At 64.9% G+C, this 20809-nt stretch carries 16 protein-coding genes; 9 read left to right on the forward strand and 7 right to left on the reverse strand.

Features of this window, described 5'->3' with window-relative positions; all coding sequences use genetic code 11:
* Nucleotides 1-74 precede the first annotated feature (74 nt).
* The 4 genes from P1IM2_RS08030 (at nucleotide 75) to P1IM2_RS08045 (ending at nucleotide 4318) form a co-directional block, all read left to right on the forward strand.
* Nucleotides 75-860 (forward strand): uracil-DNA glycosylase family protein, encoded by a 786-nt coding sequence (locus P1IM2_RS08030; RefSeq protein ID WP_234178763.1) that lies wholly within the window; start codon nucleotides 75-77, stop codon nucleotides 858-860.
* Between the two features lie 3 nt (nucleotides 861-863).
* Nucleotides 864-2636, forward strand: coding sequence for a lytic transglycosylase domain-containing protein (locus tag P1IM2_RS08035; RefSeq protein ID WP_062902620.1), 1773 nt, complete (start codon nucleotides 864-866; stop codon nucleotides 2634-2636).
* Nucleotides 2626-3150: a molybdenum cofactor biosynthesis protein B gene (gene moaB / locus P1IM2_RS08040; protein ID WP_186402082.1), complete on the forward strand. Its 525-nt coding sequence runs from the start codon at nucleotides 2626-2628 to the stop codon at nucleotides 3148-3150. The genes P1IM2_RS08035 and moaB overlap by 11 nt, the downstream gene beginning before the upstream one ends.
* Before the next feature lie 79 nt (nucleotides 3151-3229).
* On the forward strand, nucleotides 3230-4318 hold the full coding sequence (locus P1IM2_RS08045; protein WP_186402083.1) for a PA0069 family radical SAM protein: 1089 nt from the start codon (nucleotides 3230-3232) through the stop codon (nucleotides 4316-4318).
* 125 nt (nucleotides 4319-4443) lie between these two features.
* Here the strand turns inward: P1IM2_RS08045 and P1IM2_RS08050 are convergent, their stop codons facing one another.
* The 7 genes from P1IM2_RS08050 to mutL all read right to left on the reverse strand — a co-directional run bounded on the left by P1IM2_RS08050 (nucleotide 4444) and on the right by mutL (nucleotide 15054).
* Nucleotides 4444-6048 (reverse strand): long-chain fatty acid--CoA ligase, encoded by a 1605-nt coding sequence (locus P1IM2_RS08050; RefSeq protein WP_409574530.1) that lies wholly within the window; start codon nucleotides 6046-6048, stop codon nucleotides 4444-4446.
* Nucleotides 6049-6116: 68 nt separating this feature from the next.
* The gene (gene dnaE / locus P1IM2_RS08055; RefSeq protein WP_186402085.1) at nucleotides 6117-9605 is read right to left on the reverse strand and encodes a DNA polymerase III subunit alpha; all 3489 of its coding nucleotides are present in this window, start codon (nucleotides 9603-9605) and stop codon (nucleotides 6117-6119) included.
* Between the two features lie 181 nt (nucleotides 9606-9786).
* The gene (locus P1IM2_RS08060; protein ID WP_186402086.1) at nucleotides 9787-10263 is read right to left on the reverse strand and encodes a glutathione peroxidase; all 477 of its coding nucleotides are present in this window, start codon (nucleotides 10261-10263) and stop codon (nucleotides 9787-9789) included.
* A 47-nt stretch (nucleotides 10264-10310) separates the two neighbouring features.
* Complete coding sequence (locus P1IM2_RS08065; RefSeq protein ID WP_186402087.1) at nucleotides 10311-10988, reverse strand: ABC transporter ATP-binding protein; 678 nt, start codon at nucleotides 10986-10988, stop codon at nucleotides 10311-10313.
* Nucleotides 10981-12231 carry a lipoprotein-releasing ABC transporter permease subunit gene (locus P1IM2_RS08070; RefSeq protein WP_062902626.1) on the reverse strand — a complete coding sequence of 417 codons (1251 nt, stop codon included), beginning with the start codon at nucleotides 12229-12231 and terminating at the stop codon, nucleotides 10981-10983. Before P1IM2_RS08070 ends, P1IM2_RS08065 begins: the two co-directional genes overlap by 8 nt.
* Before the next feature lie 528 nt (nucleotides 12232-12759).
* Nucleotides 12760-13095 (reverse strand): hypothetical protein, encoded by a 336-nt coding sequence (locus P1IM2_RS08075; protein ID WP_186402088.1) that lies wholly within the window; start codon nucleotides 13093-13095, stop codon nucleotides 12760-12762.
* Between the two features lie 144 nt (nucleotides 13096-13239).
* Nucleotides 13240-15054 carry a DNA mismatch repair endonuclease MutL gene (gene mutL / locus P1IM2_RS08080; protein WP_186402089.1) on the reverse strand — a complete coding sequence of 605 codons (1815 nt, stop codon included), beginning with the start codon at nucleotides 15052-15054 and terminating at the stop codon, nucleotides 13240-13242.
* 199 nt (nucleotides 15055-15253) lie between these two features.
* On the opposite strand from mutL, the gene P1IM2_RS08085 reads away from it, so the two are divergent.
* The 5 genes from P1IM2_RS08085 (at nucleotide 15254) to rodA (ending at nucleotide 20807) form a co-directional block, all read left to right on the forward strand.
* Nucleotides 15254-16300 carry a rod shape-determining protein gene (locus P1IM2_RS08085; protein ID WP_003043744.1) on the forward strand — a complete coding sequence of 349 codons (1047 nt, stop codon included), beginning with the start codon at nucleotides 15254-15256 and terminating at the stop codon, nucleotides 16298-16300.
* Nucleotides 16301-16317: 17 nt separating this feature from the next.
* Nucleotides 16318-17217 (forward strand): rod shape-determining protein MreC, encoded by a 900-nt coding sequence (mreC, locus tag P1IM2_RS08090; RefSeq protein WP_062902629.1) that lies wholly within the window; start codon nucleotides 16318-16320, stop codon nucleotides 17215-17217.
* The gene (mreD, locus tag P1IM2_RS08095; protein WP_062902630.1) at nucleotides 17214-17735 is read left to right on the forward strand and encodes a rod shape-determining protein MreD; all 522 of its coding nucleotides are present in this window, start codon (nucleotides 17214-17216) and stop codon (nucleotides 17733-17735) included. Before mreC ends, mreD begins: the two co-directional genes overlap by 4 nt.
* A gap of 61 nt (nucleotides 17736-17796) precedes the next feature.
* The gene (mrdA, locus tag P1IM2_RS08100; RefSeq protein ID WP_062902631.1) at nucleotides 17797-19704 is read left to right on the forward strand and encodes a penicillin-binding protein 2; all 1908 of its coding nucleotides are present in this window, start codon (nucleotides 17797-17799) and stop codon (nucleotides 19702-19704) included.
* Entirely contained in the window at nucleotides 19701-20807 is a 1107-nt protein-coding gene (gene rodA / locus P1IM2_RS08105) for a rod shape-determining protein RodA (RefSeq protein WP_186402090.1), read from the forward strand. Before mrdA ends, rodA begins: the two co-directional genes overlap by 4 nt.
* The last annotated feature ends 2 nt before the right edge of the window (nucleotides 20808-20809 follow it).

The raw sequence follows: 20809 nt of genomic DNA on the forward strand, positions 1-20809 counted from the left end.
GCGGCGCTCATTCTGTCACGATTTGCGATGCCTTCCAATTGACGCGCGCGTCAACCTCCTGTTTCAACATTTTCATGGGTGGGCGGAATTCAGCCTTGCTGGCGGAAAGCTATTGCGACTGGTGGTCGCTGGCCGGCGTCGATGCGCTGGTCGGCGAGGTGCCGGCCGGCTGGCTCGACGTGCCCATCGCCAATGACGCTGCGGCACCGCGGCGAAGCCCCGTCCTTGCCGAACCCGAGGCCGCCCCGCTGCCCGCCGCGCTCCAGCGCGTCGAAGCGCCCCAAAATGACGAACCCAAGGGGCCGGTCGCCTTGCCGGGCGAATGGGACGAATTCCAGCTTTGGCTCGCCGAGCACCCCGACGTGCCGGGCAGCCAGTGGGACGCGCGCCGCGTGCTGCCGCAGGGAATGCCGGATTCGGCGCTGATGGTCCTCACCGCGTGGCCCGAGGTCGATGATCAGCGTGACGGGACGCTCTTTACCGGACCGGCGGGTCCGTTACTCGACGCGATACTGCGCGCGATCGGGCTGACGCGCGGCGACTGTTATATCGCCAGCCTCGCAGTGACGCGCCCGGCGGGCGGCCGCTGCGACGAAAGCGACGCTGCAGAGCTCGACCGACTGCTGCGGCACCATGTCGCGCTGGCGCGGCCGCAGCGGTTGCTGCTCCTCGGCAGCGACATGCTGCGCATTGCGACGGGACGCCCGCTCGCCGATGTGCGCGGAAAGTTACTCGATCTTAACCATGATGGCGGCAAAGTGGAGGCGGTGGCAATCGCGCATCCCGCGATGCTCCTCGCCCGGCCAGCGCACAAGGCGGCGGCCTGGGATAGTCTCAAACTGCTCAACCGGGGACGTTGACAGATGACAAAAGCGAAATGGGCGCTCGGCGCCTCGATCCTGATCTTCCTTGCGGCCGGAACCGTCCCGGCGATGGCCGCCGACGCGCCCGATCGCGATTTTTCGGCTCCGTCGCAAACGGTGCCCGAAATCCTGTCGGCGAAGCAGAAGCAATTCTACACGCAAGTGCTGACCGCCATTCGCGGACAGCGCTGGGCCGATGCGAAATCGATGCTCGACGGCGCCGACAAGGGCCCGCTCAACGATTTCCTGCGCGCCGAATTGCTGCTCGCGGCAAACAGCCCGCGCGCCGAAGTGTCGGACCTGATGCCGGTTCTCGCACGATCGCCCGAACTGCCGCAGGCCGACCGTCTGGCAAGCCTTGCCGCGAAGCGCGGCGCCACCGACGTGCCGGTCCTGCCCAACCAGAATCGCCTGAGCTGGTCGGGCAGCGCCCCGCGCCGGCTCGGCGCCGACAGCGTGGGCGGCGATCCGGTCGCCGCCGGGCTGGCCCGCACCATCCCTGACCGTATCAAGAACGACGATCCCGCCGGCGCCGAGGCGCTCTATGCAGCGGTCGCCGACCAGCTGACGCCCGAGGCGCGCGACGAATGGCGGCAGAAGATTGCCTGGTCCTATTATATCGAGAATGACGACGCCAATGCGCTTCGCCTCGCGGCGGAATGCAGCGCGAGCCAGGGCGCCTGGCCGGTGCAGGGCGCGTGGGTGCAAGGCCTCGCTTCGTGGCGCTTGCGCGACTATCGCACCGCACTGGGCGCCTTCGACCGCGTCGCCAAGGAAGCCCCCGACAGCGAGCAGCGCGCCGCCGCTTATTATTGGGCCTCACGCGCGGCGATCGCATCGGGCGAGCCGCAGCTTGTAGAGCCGCGCCTGCGCGCCGCGGCGAGCAATGAGGAAACCTTCTACGGCCTTCTCGCCGCCGAAACGCTGGGTCTGGAAACCAATATCCAGCGCGAGAATGTCCGCGCCGACCGCAGCGCCTTCCGCGCGCTCGAGGAACTGCCCAATGTCCGCGCCGCGGTTGCGATGGCCGAGATCGGCGAGGACGGCTACGCCGACACGCTGCTGCGCCAGCAGGCGCGCATCGGCGACCCGCGCCAGCACGAACAGCTCATTGCCCTGGCCCAGGCGCTCAGCCTGCCCGAAACCCAGCTCTATCTGGCCCACAACACGCCGCGGGGCCGCAAGCTCGCCGCCGCGACGCGTTATCCGCAGCCGCGCTGGGAGCCCAATGGCGGGTGGAAGGTCGATCCGGCGCTGGTCTTTGCCCACACGCTGCAGGAATCGCGTTTCCAGCGCACGGTGGTCAGCCCGGCGGGCGCCTATGGCTTGATGCAGGTGCGCCCCGGCACCGCCAAGGATCTGGCGCGGTGGCGGGGCGAAAGCGTCAATCCTGCCGATCTGCGCATCCCCGCGGTGAATATGGATTTCGGCCAGAGCTATCTGCAGTATCTGAGCAAGGATTCGTCGACCGGCGGCCTGCTGCCCAAGGTGATCGCCGCCTATAATGCGGGCCCCGCGCCGGTTGCGCGCTGGTCGACCGAAGTGCGCGACAATGGCGATCCGCTGCTCTTCATGGAATCGATCCCCTATTGGGAAACGCGCGCCTATGTCGGCATCGTGCTACGCAATTACTGGATGTACGAAGCCGAACAGGGCAAGCCGTCGATCAGCCGCGCCGCCCTCGCGCAGGGCAAATGGCCGCGCTTTCCCGACAGCAAGGACCGGGTACGGCTGACCTACGCCGGTCCCGCCGGTCTCGCCAATGCCGATTGATCCGGCGCGCCCGTTCAAGCCCGTTCGCATTGCCATACTGACGATTTCGGACAGCCGCAGCAGCGACGACGACACATCGGGCGACAAGCTCGCTGAACTGCTGACCGGCGCGGGGCACGAGCTTGCGGCGCGCGCGATCATTCGCGACGAAACCGATCTTATCGTATCGCGGTTGCACAACTGGATTGACGACCCTGCGGTCGATGTCGTCATTACGACCGGCGGCACGGGCCTGACCGGCCGCGACGTGACGCCCGAAGCGCTGCACCGCCTCGATGGCAAGGATATTCCGGGCTTCGGCGAACTGTTCCGCTGGATCAGCTTTCAGAAGATCGGCACCTCGACGATCCAGTCGCGCGCCTGCGCCGTCGTCGCACGCGGGACCTATATTTTCGCGCTGCCCGGGTCGACCGGCGCCGTCACCGATGCCTGGGAGGGCATTTTGGAAAGCCAGCTCGACAGCCGGCACCGCCCCTGCAACTTCGTCGACCTGATCCCGCGCCTCACCGAATAGCTCAAATGTCGCCACCGGCTTCACGCCGGCAACGATTTTTGTTCTTTATATGTTCTCGATGTTCCACTAGATTGCGACAGTGGAACCGACCCGTCCCCTTCCCCCGATTTCAGGCCGCGGCGCCCCGACCAACCTCCGCCCGACGCGGACCGGATCGCTCGACCGCGCGGCCGATGGCGACTGGCTCGACACGGCCGAAGACATCGACGGCACCGCGCCGGCGCTGCGCACCACCGTCACCGTCGAACATCCCAGGACGATCATCGCGCGCAACAACTCGCCCGATATCGGTTTCGACCGTTCGATCAATCCGTATCGCGGCTGCGAACATGGCTGCATCTATTGCTTCGCGCGCCCCACCCACGCCTTCCACGACCTGTCACCGGGGCTCGATTTCGAAAGCCGGCTCTTTGCCAAGCCCGATGCCGCCGCATTGCTGCGAGGGGAACTGGCCAAGCGCGGCTATGTGCCCGCCCCGCTTGCCATCGGCACCAACACCGACGGCTATCAGCCGATCGAACGCGAATGGGGCGTGACGCGCGCGGTGGTCGAGGTGCTGGCCGAAACGCGGCATCCGCTGATCGTCACGACCAAGTCCGATCGCATCCTTCGCGATATCGATCTGCTCGCCGACATGGCGCGCGACAATCTGGTCGGGGTAGCGATTTCGGTCACGACGCTCGATCCCGCAGTCGCCCGTACATTGGAGCCGCGCGCGCCGCATCCCAAGCGGCGGCTCGCGGCGATCCGCAAGCTGATCGACGCGGGCGTCCCGACGCAGGTCAATATCTCGCCGATCATTCCCGCTATTACCGATCACGAGATAGAGGCGATCATGGCTGCGGCGGCAGAGGCCGGCGCGATCCGCGCCTCCTATATCCTTCTCCGCCTCCCCCACGAAGTCGCGCCGCTGTTCCACGCCTGGCTCGACGCCCATTATCCCGACCGCGCCGCCAAGGTGATCCACATGGTGCAGGACATTCGCGGCGGCCGCGACAATGACCCCGACTATTTTTCCCGCATGAAGGGGCGAGGCGTTTGGGCGCAGCTCATCCGCACCCGTGTCAAGCGCGCGGCGCGCGAACATGGCCTCGACAAAAGCTTTCCGCCGCTCCGCAGCGACCTGTTCAGGCCGCCGGAACGCGACGGACAGATGGAATTGTTCTAACCGGCTGCAAAAGCCAATCGTCATTGCGAGCGAAGCGAAGCAATCCCCAGTTATTCGCTTGCCCTGTCGCGGTTGGCTGGAGATTGCTTCGTCGCTGCGCGCCTCGCAATGACACCCATAGGGGGTTACGCCTCCGCCAACGACTTCAGCTTGTAATCCTTGTAATCGTCGCGGATCTGGCGCTTCAGGATCTTGCCCGTCGCGGTGTGCGGCAGTTCTTCGACGAAGACGATCTCGTCGGGCAGCCACCATTTCGCGACCTTGTCCTTCAGATAATCGAGGATGCTCGCTTCGGTCGCCTCGGCGCCGGGTTTCCTGACGATCAGCAGGATCGGTCGTTCGTCCCATTTGGGGTGGAATACGCCGACCGCGGCGGCTTCCTGAACGCCGGGGGCGCCCACCGCGGCATTTTCGAGTTCGATCGACGAAATCCACTCGCCGCCCGATTTGATGACATCCTTCGCCCGGTCGGTGATTTGCATGACCCCGTCGGGATGGATCACCGAGACGTCGCCGGTATCGAACCACCCGTCGCTGTCGGCGGCATCGGCGTCAGCCTTGAAATAGCGCTGGATGATCCAGGGGCCCCGGCATTGCAGCCGCCCGCTCGTCACCCCGTCGCGCGGCAGGACATTATCCTCCTCGTCGACGATGCGCAGTTCGACGCCAAAGGGCGGGCAGCCCTGGCGGCAGACGATATCGACGCGCTCGTCGAAGCTCATTTCGTCCCAATTCCACGGCCGCTTGCCCATCGTTCCGATCGGCGAGGTTTCGGTCATGCCCCATGCGTGGCCGACGTCGATCCCCGCCTTCATGAAGCGTTCGATCATCGCACGCGGCGCCGCCGAGCCGCCGATGATGACGCGGTAAAGCTTGCCATAGTCGATCCCGGTCGCATCCATATGCGCGAACATCGCGAGCCACACCGTCGGCACGCCGGCGCTGTGCGTCACCCCTTCGGCGTGCATCAGTTCGCAGAGCACCTGCGCATCATTGGTCGCCGAAAAGACGAGCTTCGCCCCCACCGTCGCGGCGGCGAAGGGAATGCCCCAGCTGTTGGCGTGGAACATCGGCACGATCGGCAGGATGACGCTGCGGTTCGACATATCGAAGACATCGGGTTGAATCTCGGTGATCGCATGGATGACGTTCGAGCGATGTTCGTAGAGCACGCCTTTCGGATTGCCCGTCGTTCCGCTGGTATAGCAGAGGCCCACCGGATCGCGCTCGTCGAGATCGACCCATTCGAAGCCGCCGTCTTCGGCGTCGATCAGATCCTTGTAGGAAAGATAGCCGTCGCGCGCCGGCGCATCGAACAGCACGAAATGCTCGACGGTGGGAAGCTGATCGCGCAGCCGTTCGACGATCGGCAGAAATGCCGCGTCGAAGAAGAGAATGCGGTCCTCGGCATGATTGACGATATAGACAAGCTGTTCGTCGAACAGCCGCGGGTTCACCGTGTGCAGCACCCCGCCCATGCCGGCGGTCCCGTACCAGCTCACCAGATGATGGCCATGGTTCATCGCGAGCGTTGCGATACGGTCGCCCTTCGTCATCCCCAGCCGCGTCATGGCGGCAGCGAAGCGGCGGGCGTCCTTGCCGACCTCGCCCCAGCTCGACCGCGTCATGCTGCCGTCGGCCCAGCGCGAGACGATTTCACGTGCGCCATGTTCGCGCGCCGCATGATCGATCAGGCTTGTAACGAGCAGCGGCTGGCCCTGCATTCCCATATGCATCTCTCCCGTGTCTTTCGTCAGGGATAGGGCCGGAAATGCGCGGCGCGCAAGAGGGGGCGAGCCTAGCGGACGCGAAAATCGCGCGGCGGGACCAGCGAAAGCGCCACATCGGTTACGCCTGCAACCATTTGGAGCCGCGAGACGGTGTCTGGGCCGAGCGCGAAGCCGCGTCCCAGCTCGATCCGGATGTCCTCGCCCGTCAGCGGATCGGTCGTCGATACGATCACCCGCCCGCGCGCATCCTCGCGCCGTTCGAGATAGCGGAGCATCTCGCCCGGCGCCTCGGCGAGTTCGACGCGGCAATCGAGTTGCAGCGCGGCACTCGCCGCAATGTCGGCGAGCGACTGCGCCCCGCGCACCGTCACGCGCGGCGTTTCCTCGCCCTCGAGCAGATCGAGTTCGACGTTGAGCAGCGCGCAGCCGCCGTCGACCGCCAAGGCCTCCAATATCTTGCCCGTCTGCTCGTCGAAGCAGCTCGACTGAAATTGTCCGCTGCGGTCCGACAGCGTCAGGTTGAGGAAGCGATTGCCGCGCTGCGACACGCGCGGGCGCGCGCTTTCGACCATCGCCGCCATCACCATCGGGATGCGGGTTCCGGGCGTCATTTCGACCGTTTCGCAGATATTGCCGTAGGTCCGCGCACCGCGCGCCGCGATCACCGCCTCATATTGTTCGACCGGGTGAGCCGAGAAATAAAAGCCGAACGCGTCCTTTTCCTTCGCCATCCGCTCGGCAAGCGTCCAGGGTTCGGCAGCGGACAGCTGGAGCACCGGCGCGATCGCGACATCACCGCCGAACAACCCGCCCTGCCCCGTCGAGCGTTCGTGCGCCGAACTATTGGCGCAGGCCAGCAACGCCTCGGCTCCAGCAAAGGCGCGCGGTCGGTCGGGTTCGACGCAGTCGAACGCGCCGCCCCCCGCCAGCGCCTCGATCTGGCGGCGGTTGAGCAGCTTGGGGTCGATGCGCGCGGCAAAATCGTCGAGACTCGCAAAATCGCCCTTGGCTTGACGCTCGGCGACGAGAGCCTCCATCGCCTTTTCGCCGACACCTTTGAGCGCGCCGAGCGCGTAGCGGACCGCGAGCCCGTCTTCGCTGCGCCCGACCGAAAAATCGGCCTCGCTGTCGTTGATCGACGGCGGCGCGATCGCGATGTCGAGGCGGCGCATATCGTCGATGAAGATCGACAATTTGTCGGTCTGATGGCTGTCGAACGACATCGACGCGGCGAAGAATTCGTGCGGATAATGCGCCTTCAGCCACGCCGTCTGATAGGAGAGCAGCGCATAGGCCGCCGCATGGCTCTTGTTGAAGCCATAGCCCGCGAATTTGTCGATCAAGTCGAACAGCTCGTTCGCGGCCTTGGCGTCGATGCCATTATGCTCGCCGCAACCTTTGACGAAGGTGTCGCGCTGCGCGTCCATCTCCGCCTGCACCTTCTTGCCCATCGCGCGGCGCAACAGGTCCGCGCCGCCGAGGCTGTAGCCGGCCAGGATCTGCGCCGCCTGCATCACCTGTTCCTGATAGACGAAGATGCCGTAGGTTTCGGCGAGGATGCCTTCGAGCAGCGGGTGCGGATAGGCGATCGGCTCACGCCCGTTCTTGCGCGCGCCGAACAGCGGAATATTGTCCATCGGCCCTGGCCGATAGAGCGCGACGAGCGCAATAATGTCCCCGAAATTGGTCGGCTTCACCGCCGACAGGGTGCGCCGCATCCCTTCGGATTCCAGCTGGAACACCCCGACGGTGTCGCCGCGCTGGAGCAGCTCATAGACCGCGGGATCGTCCCAGCCGAGCGTATCGAGATCGACATCGATCCCGCGCAGCGCGAGCAGGCGCCGCGCTTCCTTGAGCACCGACAGCGTCTTGAGGCCAAGAAAGTCGAACTTCACCAGCCCCGCCGTCTCGACATATTTCATGTCGAACTGCGTGACCGGCATATCCGAGCGCGGATCGCGATAGAGCGGGACAAGCTGGTCGAGCGGCCGGTCCCCGATCACGACCCCCGCCGCGTGGGTCGAACTGTGCCGCGGCAGGCCTTCGAGCTGGCGCGCCATGTCGAACAGGCGGCGGACGCCGTCATCCTGCTTATATTCGGTCATCAGCTCGCTGACGCCGTTCAATGCGCGTTCGAGCGTCCAGGGATCGGTCGGATGGTTCGGTACCAGCTTCGCGAGCCGGTCGACCTGCCCATAGCTCATCTGGAGCACGCGGCCGGTGTCCTTCAGAACCGCGCGCGCCTTCAGCTTACCGAAGGTGATGATCTGCGCGACGGTGTCGCGACCGTATTTCTCCTGCACATAGCGGATCACCTCGCCGCGGCGGGTTTCGCAGAAGTCGATGTCGAAGTCGGGCATCGACACGCGCTCGGGATTGAGGAAGCGTTCGAACAGCAGCCCGAGCTTAAGCGGGTCGAGGTCGGTGATGGTCAGCGACCAGGCGACGAGGCTGCCCGCACCCGATCCACGCCCCGGCCCCACCGGAATATCGTGCGCCTTCGCCCATTTGATGAAGTCGGCAACGATCAGGAAGTAGCCCGGAAAGCCCATCTGCGTGATGACGTCGACCTCGAAGTCGAGCCGCGCGACATAGGCCTGCTTTTCTTCCTCGGTAAGGTCCGGATAGAGCGCAAGCCGTTCGGCCAGCCCTGCGTGGGCATCGACCTTGAGCTGCGCCGCCTCGCCCTCGCGGTCGCCGGCAAGGCTCGGCAGGATCGGTTTGCGCGTGGGCGCCATGAAGGCGCAGCGCTGCGCGATCACCAGCGTGTTGCGGATCGCCTCGGGCAGGTCGGAGAAACTGTCCTCCATCGCCTCGGCCGATTTCAGCCAGGCTTCGGGGTTGGACGAGCGGCGATCCTCGCTTTCGACATAGGCCGACTGCGCAATGCACAGCATCGCATCATGCGCGGGATGAAATTGCGGATCGACGAAATTGGCGGGATTGGTTGCAACCAGCGGCAGCGCGCGCGCATAGGCCAGCTCGATCAGCGCCGCCTCGGCGGCCTTTTCAGTCGCATCGCCCCGCCGCGACAGTTCGATATACAACCGCCCGGCGAACAGCGCTTCCAGCTGCTCGACATACTCGTCGGCAGCCGTCTTCTGCTCGCCGGCCAGCAAGCGCGCCAGAGCGCCCTCGCCGCCCCCGGTCAGGCAGATGAGCCCGTCGGTCTTGCCGGCGAGGTCCGAAAGCAGGACATGCGGCTCCTGCTCGACCGGTCGGCCGAGGTGCGCCGCCGACACCAGCGCGCAAAGATTATTGTAGCCCGCATCGTCCTGCGCATAGAGCGCAATCCAGTCGATCAGCGGTGCGCCGCTCGCCAGCCGCTGCCCCGGCCGCGCCACGCTCAGCAGCGCACCGACGATCGGCTGGACACCCGCCGCCTTGCACGCGTCGCCAAAGGCCATGACACCGTACAGCCCGTTGCGATCCGCGACCGCTATCGCCGGAAAACCCCGCTCGCGCGCCGCTTTCGCGATCGCCTTGGGCTCGATCGCCCCCTCCAGCATGGTGAAACTGGAAAAGACGCGCAGGGGAACAAAGGGGCTGTAGGCCATCGGATGACGCTAGGCACATGTGACGATTCGGGGAAGCGTCCGTGTGCAAAATATGCACATTGGCCGCGCACCCGACCCGTTCGTTCTGAGCTTGTCGAAGCACCGTCCTATTCTTCACCGCCGCAAAGTGAAGAACGACCCTTCGACAAGCTCAGGTCGAACGGCTTTGGCTTGGGGGTTCCTAACCCAGCAATTCCTCGATCTCCTTGCGCAGCTGCTCGGGCTTGGTTGTCGGCGCATGGCGCGAGACGACCTTGCCGTCGCGGTCGACGAGGAATTTGGTGAAATTCCACTTGATCCCGCTGCCGAGCAGGCCGGTCTTTTCCTTCTTCAGATGCTTGAAGATCGGATCGGCGTCGTCGCCGTTGACGTCGATCTTCGCCATCAGCGGGAAGCTGACATCGTAGGTCAGCGAGCAGAAATTCTTGATTTCCTCGGCATCGCCCGGCTCCTGCGCGCCGAACTGGTTGCAGGGGAAGGCCAGAACCTCGAACCCACGATCCTTGTAATCGCGGTAGAGCTCCTCCAGCCCTTCATATTGCGGGGTAAATCCGCATTTGGAGGCGGTGTTGACGATCAGCAGCACCTTCCCCTTGTAGTCGGCAAGCGCTTGCGATCCGCCGCCCGGCAGTTTCGCTGAAAAATCGTAGAGCCCCATATTCGCTTCCCCTTCGGCTGGGCGTCGGCAATCGCTTCCAGCTTTGCCTACGCCTCGATCTGTCCTTCGTGCAAGCGCCACACGCGATCCATCCGCGCCGCCAGCCGTTCGTTATGCGTCGCAACCAGTGCGGCAGAACCATGATCGCGGACGAGTTTGACGAACTGGTCGAACACGCGGTCCGCCGTCGCTTCGTCGAGATTGCCCGTGGGTTCGTCGGCGAGCACGAGCAGCGGCCGGTTCGCCAGCGCGCGCGCCACCGCAACGCGCTGTTGCTCGCCGCCCGACAGCTTGCTCGGCTTGTGGTGCAGACGCTCGGCGAGTCCGAGCCGGCCGAGCAGGTCGGCAGCGCGCTCTTCGGCTTCGGCCTGGCGCGCGCCGCGAATGAGCTGCGGCAGCACGACATTCTCGACCGCGCTGAAATCGGGGAGCAGATGGTGGAATTGATAGACGAAGCCGATCTTCTCGCGCCGCGTGGTTGTCCGCGCGCTCTGATCGAAGCGCGTCACATCCTCGCCATCGATGCGGATTGTGCCCTCGAAACCGCCTTCAAGCAGGCCGACCGCCTGCAGCATCGTCGACTTGCCCGATCCCGACGGGCCGAGCAGCGCGACGATTTCGCCGCGCTTCAGCGCCGCATCGATACCGCGCAGCACATGGATGGTAACGTCGCCCTGCGTAAAGCTGCGCTTCAGGTCGACAAGCTCGAGGACGACATCATTCATAGCGCAGCACCTGCACGGGATCGGTATTCGCGGCCTTGAGCGCCGGATAGAGCGTCGCGAGGAAGCTGAAGACGATCGCCATCACCGCAATGCCGACGATTTCGAACGGATCGGGCTTCGACGGCAATTCGGTCAGAAAGCGGATCGACGGATCCCACAGCGGCTGCCCGGTGATGAATTCCGCTCCGCGCAGCACGCCGGCGCGGAAGTAAAGCAGGCTGAAGCCGATGATCATGCCGACAATGGTTCCCGCAACGCCGATCGACAGGCCGATCGCCATGAAGATGCGCATCACCGCATCGCGCGGCGCGCCCATGGTGCGCAGGATTGCCATGTCGCGCGTCTTGGCGCGGACGAGCATGATGAGCGAAGAGATGATGTTGAAAGCGGCAACGAGCACGATCAGCGACAGGATCACGAACATCGCGACGCGCTCGACCGACAGCGCCTCAAACAGACTGCTATTCATCGACCGCCAGTCCGAAATCACCGCCTGCGCCGCGACCTTTTCGGCCAGCGGCTGCAGTATCTCGCCCACCTTGTCGGGATCGGTCGTCTTGATCTCGATCATTCCCACCTGATCGCCGGTGAGCAGCAGCAGCTGCGCATTCTCCATCGGCATCACGACATAGGCCTTGTCGAAATCATAGACGCCGATCTCGAAGATCGCCGACACGCGATAGGCAATCTCGCGCGGCACCGTTCCGAACGGCGTCGACCGGCCTGCGGGATTGATGATCGTGATCATCGACCCGACCGTCGCGCCCAGATTACGCGCCAGTTCGCTGCCGATCGCGACATTGTCGGTGCCAGGCTTCAGCGAATCAAGGTTGCCCTGCAAAACCTTGCCGTTGAGCACGCCGTTGCCGCGAATGTCGGCGACGGTCATCCCGCGCACCAGCACCCCCTCGACGCGCCCGTTGAAGGTGGTGAGCAAGGGTTGCTCGATCAGCGGGGTTGCCGACACGACGCCCGGCGTCGCCTTCACCTCCTTGAGCAGATCGCGCCAGTCGTCGAGACGGCCGCCGAAGCCCTGCACCACCGCATGGCCGTTCAGCCCGACGATCTTGTCGAACAGGTCGGAGCGGACACCGTTCATCACGCTCATCACGATAACCAGCGCCGCGACCCCCAGCATCACCGCGGTAAAACTGAACGCCGCCGCGACGAAGATGAAGCCTTCGCCACGTTGCGGAAGCAGATAGCGTTTGAAGATGGCGCGTTCGTAAGGACGCAGGATCATCGGGCGGACGCCCCTTCATGCGCGGTGCGCGTTGCGGTCATGCCGCCGCTTTAGGGGGCGTCCGGGCCGCTGGCAATGGTCACCGTGGGGCACAATTCGCTGCGAATGATTCGCAGAATATGTTGCCAAACGGCCACAGGGCGGTGCAAAAGCGCCGCAGCCTGTCGACGAATGGGTGACAAAGCCCGGCGCGGCGCATAGCCCAATGGCTTCTGGTTCAACGCGGCGCAAGGCCCGGTTCCAGGGAGTGCAGGCCGGTCGCCTGGCCTGTGCACAAGGGGGATGGCGACGTTCGTCACAGGCGCCCGGGTCTCGCATGAGGCCCGGGCGTTGTGATTCCGGGCCATCGTGCTGCCGGACCTCCGCGCCGCCCTAATTTGCGCCCGCACAGCTTCTCCACATCGTCCATCGCCAGCTTCACCCCAGCCAACCCACAAGAGGTGCCAGCTTTTCCGCCGAAGCTGGAGTAGAAATTCCCGATATGGGGATAGGAAGCGGACGAGAGACCGTCCCATTCGGCATTGGCGGCTAAGCCTTGATGCCATCCAGTATCGACTGTGCTTCGGCCCGGATTTGCTCCATTTCAGCTGCTGCGAGCATGGCCTCGGCATCACCGGAAGTTACATCGACGAGGTCGCAAAATCTTTCCGCAAGAGCCATGATCCGCGCATCCCAATGACCGAATACCGGTCTTCCGGACTTGAAATTCAGCGCCAAGTTGCTGCTGAACCGAATGGAATGGCATAGCTCTTCAGGAACGCATACTACGCTCTGGTCTCGCCCCATCCAGTAGTATTCTTGAAAGCCTTTGTCGTTTAGCTCTCTAAGAGCCTCTAAAACTATTCCCTTGTTTGGTTTAAACATGTCGGGGAATGCCTGCTACGATGATCGGTAACGACATCTTGGCAAATTGAGCCAAAGTCCGCAATGTCGGTCTTTTGCAGTCATCAATCATAGTCGTCCAAGCTATCAACAATGATCAATTAAAATAGCAACACGCTAACCCGTTCATTTACGGCCAAAAAGTCGCTCTACGTCCGCCATCTGCAGTTTCACCCAGGTCGGACGGCCGTGGTTGCACTGGCCCGAATGGGGCGTCACTTCCATCTGGCGGAGCAAGGCGTTCATTTCGGCGACATTGAGCGGACGCCCGGCGCGCACCGACCCATGACACGCCATCGTCGCCGCCACGAGTTCGAGCCGCTCGGAGAGGCCCAGCGCTGCGTCATAGCCCGCCAAATCGTCGGCGATATCGGTGACGAGTTTGTGGCAGTCAATCGCGCCCAGCATCGCGGGCGTCGCGCGCACCATCACCGCCGCGGGGCCGAAGCGCTCTATCTCGACCCCCAGCGCGGAAAGCTGACCCGCAGCCGCTTCGAGGCGATCGCACGCCGGCTCGTCGATCTCGACGATCTCGGGCAGCAGCAAGCCCTGCGACGGCACCGCCTGCCCCGCCATGCCGCGGCGCAATTGTTCGAGCACCAGCCGCTCGTGCGCCGCATGCTGGTCGACGATGACCAGACCGTCCTCGGCCTCGGCAACGATATAGGTGTTGGCGATCTGTCCGCGCGCGATGCCTAGCGGATGGTCGGCGGCGACCGGCGGCGGCGCTTCGGCCACTTCGGCTCGCCCTGCGATCGGCGCGGCGGCGCCCGCAAAGGTCATCATCCGGTCATAGACGCGCGCCGCGTCGGCGGGCGGCGGCGCGGCATCGGCGCCGAACAGATGCACCGCGCGCTCGCTGCGCTGGCCGAACAGAAATCCGGTCGTCGGCGCCGGTGCGGCCGGTTCCTGCTGCCACGCCGCGAGCGCGGCTTCGGCAGGGCGCTGGACGCTGCGAAACCCCTGTTCGTCGAGCGCGCGGCGCAGCCCGCCGACGATCATCCCGCGCACAAGCTGCGGATCGCGGAACCGCACTTCGGTTTTCGCCGGATGGACGTTCACATCGACCTCGCTCGTCGGCAGATCGAGGAAGAGCGCGACGACCGGATGGCGATCACGCGCGAGCAGATCGGCGTAGGCGCCGCGCAATGCCCCGACGAGCAGCCGGTCCTTCACCGGACGGCCGTTGACAAACAGATATTGATGGTCGGCGATACCGCGGTTGTAGGTGGGCAGGCTGATCACGCCGCCGAGCCGGACCTCGCCGCGCTCGACATCGACTCCGATGCTGTTCGCCGCCAGGTCGCGCTGGGTCAGTGCCGCGACACGGCTGAGACGATCCTGGCCGCCCTGGACGTCGAGCACGCGGCGCCCGTCATGCTCGACGGTAAAACCGACGTCGGCGCGCGCCATAGCCAGACGTTTCACGACATCGAGGCAGGCGGCATATTCGCTGCGCGCGCTACGCAGAAACTTGCGCCGGGCAGGCACGCGCGCGAACAGATCCTCGACCATCACCCGCGTGCCCTTGGCGAGCGCCGCCGGCCCTTCGGCGATGAGGCTGCCATTATCGATCACACGGCGCCACCCGTCCGCGCCCGCAACGCGGCTTTCAAGCGTCAACCGCGCAACGCTGGCAATCGACGGCAAGGCTTCGCCGCGAAAGCCCATTGTCGTCACTTCCTCGATCGCATCGGTCGGCAATTTCGAGGTCGCATGGCGCTCGAGCGCGAGCGCCATGTCGGACGCGGTCATCCCGCACCCGTCGTCATCGACTTCCAGCCGCAGAATTCCGCCCTCGGCGATTCGCACCGCAATGCGAGTCGCCCCCGCATCGAGGGCGTTTTCGACGAGCTCCTTGAGCGCTGCGGCGGGTCTTTCGACCACTTCACCGGCTGCGATCCGATTTACTAGCTTTTCCGGCAGGCGGCGTATTGACATGGGGGCTGTCCTAGCGCAGTCGGACGCAAATCGCGACCCATCCGCTCAGCCCTAATCATTTTGTCCAGCCACCCCGTCCGGGAAGAGCCGGAATCTCCCCCTGATTGGTCCTGTGCCGGTAGGCGCGCGGGTTCACATTCGATGGCGGCAGGACCAGACCGACCCGGCTGGCACGTGCCGATGACAGGAAGCAGTATCGATGTCCTTCTTTTCCCGTTTTCTGAAGTTCAATTCCCAAGACATGGCAATCGACCTCGGCACCGCGAACACGGTCGTTTACGTGCGCGGCAAGGGCATCGTGCTCAATGAGCCCTCGGTCGTCGCGGTCGAGACGCTGAACGGGATCAAGCGGGTCAAGGCGGTCGGCGACGATGCCAAGCTGATGATGGGCAAGACGCCCGACAGCATCGAGGCCATCCGCCCGCTGCGTGACGGGGTCATCGCCGACATCGATGTCGCCGAACAGATGATCAAGCACTTCATCACCAAGGTGCACGGCGGCAAGGCCAACGCGTTTCGCAGCCCCGAAATCGTGATTTGCGTGCCGTCGGGTTCGACCAGCGTTGAACGCCGCGCGATCCGTGACGCCGCATCGAACGCCGGGGCAAGCCAGGTGTGGCTGATCGAGGAACCGATGGCGGCCGCAATCGGCGCCGACATGCCGGTTACCGAACCGATCGGCTCTATGGTCGTCGACATCGGCGGCGGCACCACCGAAGTCGCGGTGCTCTCGCTGCGCGGCCTGGCTTACACGACCTCGGTCCGCGCCGGCGGCGACAAGATGGACGAAGCGATCGTCTCCTACGTTCGCCGCCATCACAATCTGCTGATCGGCGAATCGACCGCCGAGCGGATCAAGAAGGATTTCGGCATCGCGCGCGTGCCCGCCGACGGCGTCGGCATGACGATCCACATCAAGGGCCGCGACCTCGTCAACGGCGTGCCGAAGGAAATTTCGATCAATCAGGCGCAGATCGCCGAAGCACTGTCCGAACCGATCGGCACGATCGTCGAAGGCGTGCGCATCGCGCTCGAAAACACCGCCCCCGAACTCGCAGCCGACATTGTCGACCAGGGCATCGTGCTCACCGGCGGCGGCGCTTTGATCCGCGAACTCGACGAATTGCTGCGCGACGCAACCGGCCTGCCGGTGACGGTCGCGGAAGACCCGCTGACCTGCGTCGCGATCGGCACCGGCCGCGCGATGGAGGATCCCGCCTTCCGCGGCGTGCTGCAGCAAGCCTGATCGCGGACAGACGGTCCATGGTTCGCCCGGCACATCGGCGTCCGGGGCAATCCCGAAAGGCCCAGTACAGCCTGTTCGCCGCCTATGTTATTGCGATAACGGGCGCGCTTGCGGGGCTGCTTCTGGCGATCCTTTCGGTCGCCGACCCCGTCGGCTTTGCCGCCCTGCGCGTCGCCAGTCAGGAAATAACCGCGCCGATCGCGCGCGGCACGCGGTCGGTGATCGGGTCGATCTCGGGCGTCGACGACACTGTGTCGGCCTACGTCGGCGCGGGATCGCAGAACCGCCGCTTGCGCAAGGAACTGGCCGAGGCGCGCCGCCGTCTCGTCGCGACCAGCGCGCTCGAAGAGGAAAATCGCCAGCTCAAGTCGCTGCTCGGTCTGCAGCAGACCGATCGCTCGGCGCTCGCCCATGGCTATCTGCTCACCTCGACCTCGACGAGCAGCCGCCGCATCGCGCTGCTCAGCCTCGGGCGCAACCGGGGTGTTTTGGCGGGCCAGCCGGTACGCGGCGCCGACGGCCTGATCGGCCGCGTGCTGACCGCCGGGCCATCGGTGTCGCAGGTGCTGCTCCTTACCGACGTCGAAAATGTCGTGCCGGTGCGCCGGGCGCGTGACGGCCTGCCGGCGCTCGCAACGGGCCGCGGCAACGGCGATCTCGACGTTCGCACGCTCAACATCGCGAACAATCCCTTCAAACCCGGCGACATCCTTGTGACGTCGGGAACCGGCGGCCTTTATCCTCCGAACATTCCGGTCGCCATCGTCGTGCGGCGCCAGGACGATGGCGCGCTCGCGCGTCCGCTGGCCGACCCGGCAAAGGTCGATGCGGTAGCGGTGCTGCGGCCCTATACGCCCGATAATATCGAGGCGCAGGCGGTGCCCGCCCAATCCTCCACGGCGGCCGGCGCGCCATGAACCGGCACGGACAGCGGATCGGCGAGCCAGCCTCGCGCTGGCGGATGCAGGTCGTGCCGATCGCGACGGTGATGATCGCGTCGGCGCTGCCGTTGATGCTGCCGCTCGTCGCCAGTTCGCCCGTGCTGCCCCCGCTCGGTCTCCTCTTCTTCCTGAGCTGGCAACTTCTGCGTACCGAAATGTGGCCGGTGTGGATCGGTCTGCCGCTCGGCCTGTGGGACGATCTGTTCAGCGGCGCGCCGATCGGCACAGCCATCGCGCTGTGGACCGCCGCGAGCATCGCGATCGCCTATCTCTCGCAGCGCATCTATTGGCGCGGCTTCCTGCACGACTGGGCGATCGGCGCGCTGCTCGTCGCCGCTGTTCAGGCGCTTGCGGTGCTTATCACCTTTCCACACGCTCCCGCCGGGCATATGCTCGGCCTCGTGCTGCCGCAGATCATCATTTCGGTGCTGCTGATGCCGCTGTTCCTCCGCCTGACCGGCAAGTTTGACAATTTCCGTCTCAAGCGCCGATAATCGCCCGCCTCCCGCCCCCGCCTTAGCCTTCGCCCCAGATTGCCAACGAATTTCCGCTTTCATGTCCCGCAAGAAAAGTCCGCCCATTACCGAAGCCTGGAGGGGCCTCACCTTCACGCGCCGCACCCTTGTCGTCGGCGGCGGACAAATCGCCGTGGGCGCCGCGCTCGCGGCGCGGATGGGCTATATCTCGATCATCGACAATGATCGCTATGTCCTTGAATCCGAAAGCAACCGCGTCAATCTGACGCTCATCCCGCCGCGTCGCGGCTGGATCGTCGACCGCCACGGCAAGGCGCTTGCCAACAACCGCGTCTCGCTCCGCATCGACATCATTCCCGATCGCATGCACAGCAAGGAACTGGTGCTGGGCCAGCTCCGCACGTTGTTGCAGCTCGACGGCGACGCAATGGCGCGCATCGAACGCGACCTCAAGGCGGCATCGGGATTCCAGCCGGTTGCGGTTGCGGAGGACGTGACCGAGCAGCAATATGCATCGATCCTCGTCCGCCTCCCCGACCTCCCCGGCATTGCCCCGACGCGCGGTTTTGCCCGCAACTATCCCACCGGCGCCGCGGTCGGCCACCTGATCGGCTATGTCGGCGCCCCGACCGCCGAGGAATATGAAAAGGTCAAGGATCCGCTCTTCATCACCCCCGGCTTCAAGACCGGCAAGGACGGGCTGGAGAAATATTTCGAGGAATTGCTGCGCGGCAAGGCCGGCGCCAAGCGCGTCGAAGTCACCGCGCGGGGCAAGGTCGTGCGCGATCTCAGCACCCAGCCCGACACGCAAGGCAAGACCGTCCACCTGACCATCGACGCCGATCTGCAGGAATATGCCGCGCGCCGCATGGGCCCCGAATCAGGGGCGGCGGTCGTCATCGACTGCCTCAATGGCGACATCCTCGCCTTCGTTTCGATGCCGTCTTTCGATCCGAACAGCTTTTCGGACGGGATCAGCAATGCCGAATATGGCTGGCTGCGCGCCGACGATCACCAGCCGCTGATCAACAAGGCGACCCGCGGCCTCTACCCCCCGGGATCGACGCTGAAGCCGATGGCCGCGATCGCCGCGATCGAACATGGCATGGACCCGAGCGAACGCCACACCTGCATCGGCGGCTATCGCCTCGGCAACCGTTTCTTCCGCTGTCTCGGCACCCACGGCAGCGTCGACATGCCGACCGCGATCATGAAAAGCTGTAACAGCTATTTCTATTGGGTCGCCGACCGGCTGGGCTATGACGCCATCGCGCCGACCGCGAAGATGATGGGGCTGGGCGAGGAATTCCAACTTGCCGGAAGCAACCAGCGATACGGCACGATTCCCGACAGCGCGTGGAAGATGAAAAAATACGGCCAACCCTGGTCGGCGTCCGATTCGCTGAATGCGGTGATCGGCCAGGGCTATGTCAGCGTGAACCCGCTCCAGCTCGCCGTCATGGCGTCGCGTATCGCCTCGGGCCGCAAACTCTACCCCCGCCTCGTCAGCCGGCAATTCTCGAACGAGCCTTTGCCCTTCTCAGCCGAAGCCTTTGCGACCGCGCGCGAGGGGATGAACCGCGTCGTCAACGCCCCCGGCGGAACCGCGGGGCGCAGCCGCCTGCCGCTCGACGGCATCCAGATGGCGGGCAAGACCGGCACGGCCCAGGTTCGCGGCCTCAACACCGGCAACGGCAAGGGCGGCACGTGGAAATTTCGCGATCACGGCCTGTTCATTTGCTTCGCGCCGGTCGAAAATCCGCGCTATGCCGCGTCGGTCATCATCGAACATGGCATGGGCGGCAGCCGCGCGGCGGCGCCCGTTGCCAAGGACATCTTCACCTTCCTCTACGACCGTGAAAAGGCGATGGAGGCACTGACCGCCTTTGAGGCCGGCTGGGGCGGCACGATCAAGGAGCGGATGGACCGCGACTATGCTGCGTGGAAGGCGGGTATCGCGCGCCCCGATCCGGGGCTCGCGCAATGATCCCGGTTCCGCCCGCCGTCCAGCGCATCCCCTGGAAGCTGATCGCACTCCTGTCGGCGATCACCGGCTTCGGCCTGCTCGTCCTCTATTCGGCCGCCGGCGGCAGCGTGACGCCCTGGGCGCTCCAACAGGGGGTGCGCTTCATCGTCTTCCTGCTCGTCGCGCTCGCGATCGGGCGCATGCCGATCCGCATTTTCGAAGATTTCTCTTACCTTGGCTATCTGGGCGTCGCGCTGCTTCTGCTTGCGGTCGAAGCGCTGGGTTTTGTCGGCGGCGGCAGTCAGCGATGGCTCAATCTCGGATTCATGAACCTCCAGCCGTCGGAACTGATGAAGGTCGCGATCGTCCTCGCTCTCGCGCGCTTCTACGCCCAATTGCCGCCGGGCAGCACGCGCACCTTCAACGCCTTGTGGCCCGCGCTGGTGATGATCGGCATCCCCGCCGCGCTCGTGATGCTCCAGCCCGACCTCGGCACGGCGCTGGCGATCTGCGCCAGCGCGGCGATCGTGATGTTCGTCTCGGGCCTTCCGCTGTGGTGGTTCGGCAGCGCCGCGCTCGCGGGACTGGCCGCGTTGCCGATCCTCTTTTCGATGCTGCACGACTATCAGCAGAAGCGCGTGCTGATCTTCCTCGACCCCGAAAGCGATCCGCTGGGCGCCGGCTATCACATCAGCCAGTCGAAGATTGCGATCGGATCGGGCGGACTGTTCGGCAAGGGCTTCCTCAACGGGTCGCAAAGCCACCTCGATTATTTGCCCGAAGGGCATACCGACTTCATCTTCGCCACCATGTCGGAGGAATGGGGGCTGGTCGGCGGGCTGTTGCTGCTCCTCGGCTTCTTCTTCCTGCTGCGCTGGTCCACGCGCGTCGCGCTCGACGCGCGGACGCGCTTCGGCCAATTGACCGCGACCGGCCTCACCATGACGATCTTTTTCTACATCGCGATCAATCTGGGAATGGTGATGGGGCTGGCGCCGGTCGTCGGTATCCCGTTGCCGCTCTTCTCCTATGGCGGATCGTCGATGCTGACGATCATGACCTGCATCGGCATCATCCTCGCGATCGAGAGTGACAGCAAGAAGCGGCACAGCCGGCTGAGCTGACG

Source organism: Sphingopyxis sp. P1IMeth2 (assembly GCF_900185685.1).
Lineage (GTDB): Bacteria > Pseudomonadota > Alphaproteobacteria > Sphingomonadales > Sphingomonadaceae > Sphingopyxis > Sphingopyxis terrae_A.

What these genes read in the sequence shown, in the direction of transcription:
- P1IM2_RS08030 (WP_234178763.1), top strand. Translation starts at nt 75, where the DNA reads ATGGGTGGGCGGAATTCAGCCTTGCTGGCGGAAAGCTATTGCGACTGG.
- P1IM2_RS08035 (WP_062902620.1), top strand. Translation starts at nt 864, where the DNA reads ATGACAAAAGCGAAATGGGCGCTCGGCGCCTCGATCCTGATCTTCCTT.
- moaB (WP_186402082.1), top strand. Translation starts at nt 2,626, where the DNA reads ATGCCGATTGATCCGGCGCGCCCGTTCAAGCCCGTTCGCATTGCCATA.
- P1IM2_RS08050 (WP_409574530.1), bottom strand. Translation starts at nt 6,048, where the DNA reads ATGGGAATGCAGGGCCAGCCGCTGCTCGTTACAAGCCTGATCGATCAT.
- dnaE (WP_186402085.1), bottom strand. Translation starts at nt 9,605, where the DNA reads ATGGCCTACAGCCCCTTTGTTCCCCTGCGCGTCTTTTCCAGTTTCACC.
- P1IM2_RS08060 (WP_186402086.1), bottom strand. Translation starts at nt 10,263, where the DNA reads ATGGGGCTCTACGATTTTTCAGCGAAACTGCCGGGCGGCGGATCGCAA.
- P1IM2_RS08065 (WP_186402087.1), bottom strand. Translation starts at nt 10,988, where the DNA reads ATGAATGATGTCGTCCTCGAGCTTGTCGACCTGAAGCGCAGCTTTACG.
- P1IM2_RS08070 (WP_062902626.1), bottom strand. Translation starts at nt 12,231, where the DNA reads ATGATCCTGCGTCCTTACGAACGCGCCATCTTCAAACGCTATCTGCTT.
- P1IM2_RS08075 (WP_186402088.1), bottom strand. Translation starts at nt 13,095, where the DNA reads ATGTTTAAACCAAACAAGGGAATAGTTTTAGAGGCTCTTAGAGAGCTA.
- mutL (WP_186402089.1), bottom strand. Translation starts at nt 15,054, where the DNA reads ATGTCAATACGCCGCCTGCCGGAAAAGCTAGTAAATCGGATCGCAGCC.
- P1IM2_RS08085 (WP_003043744.1), top strand. Translation starts at nt 15,254, where the DNA reads ATGTCCTTCTTTTCCCGTTTTCTGAAGTTCAATTCCCAAGACATGGCA.
- mreC (WP_062902629.1), top strand. Translation starts at nt 16,318, where the DNA reads ATGGTTCGCCCGGCACATCGGCGTCCGGGGCAATCCCGAAAGGCCCAG.
- mreD (WP_062902630.1), top strand. Translation starts at nt 17,214, where the DNA reads ATGAACCGGCACGGACAGCGGATCGGCGAGCCAGCCTCGCGCTGGCGG.
- mrdA (WP_062902631.1), top strand. Translation starts at nt 17,797, where the DNA reads ATGTCCCGCAAGAAAAGTCCGCCCATTACCGAAGCCTGGAGGGGCCTC.
- rodA (WP_186402090.1), top strand. Translation starts at nt 19,701, where the DNA reads ATGATCCCGGTTCCGCCCGCCGTCCAGCGCATCCCCTGGAAGCTGATC.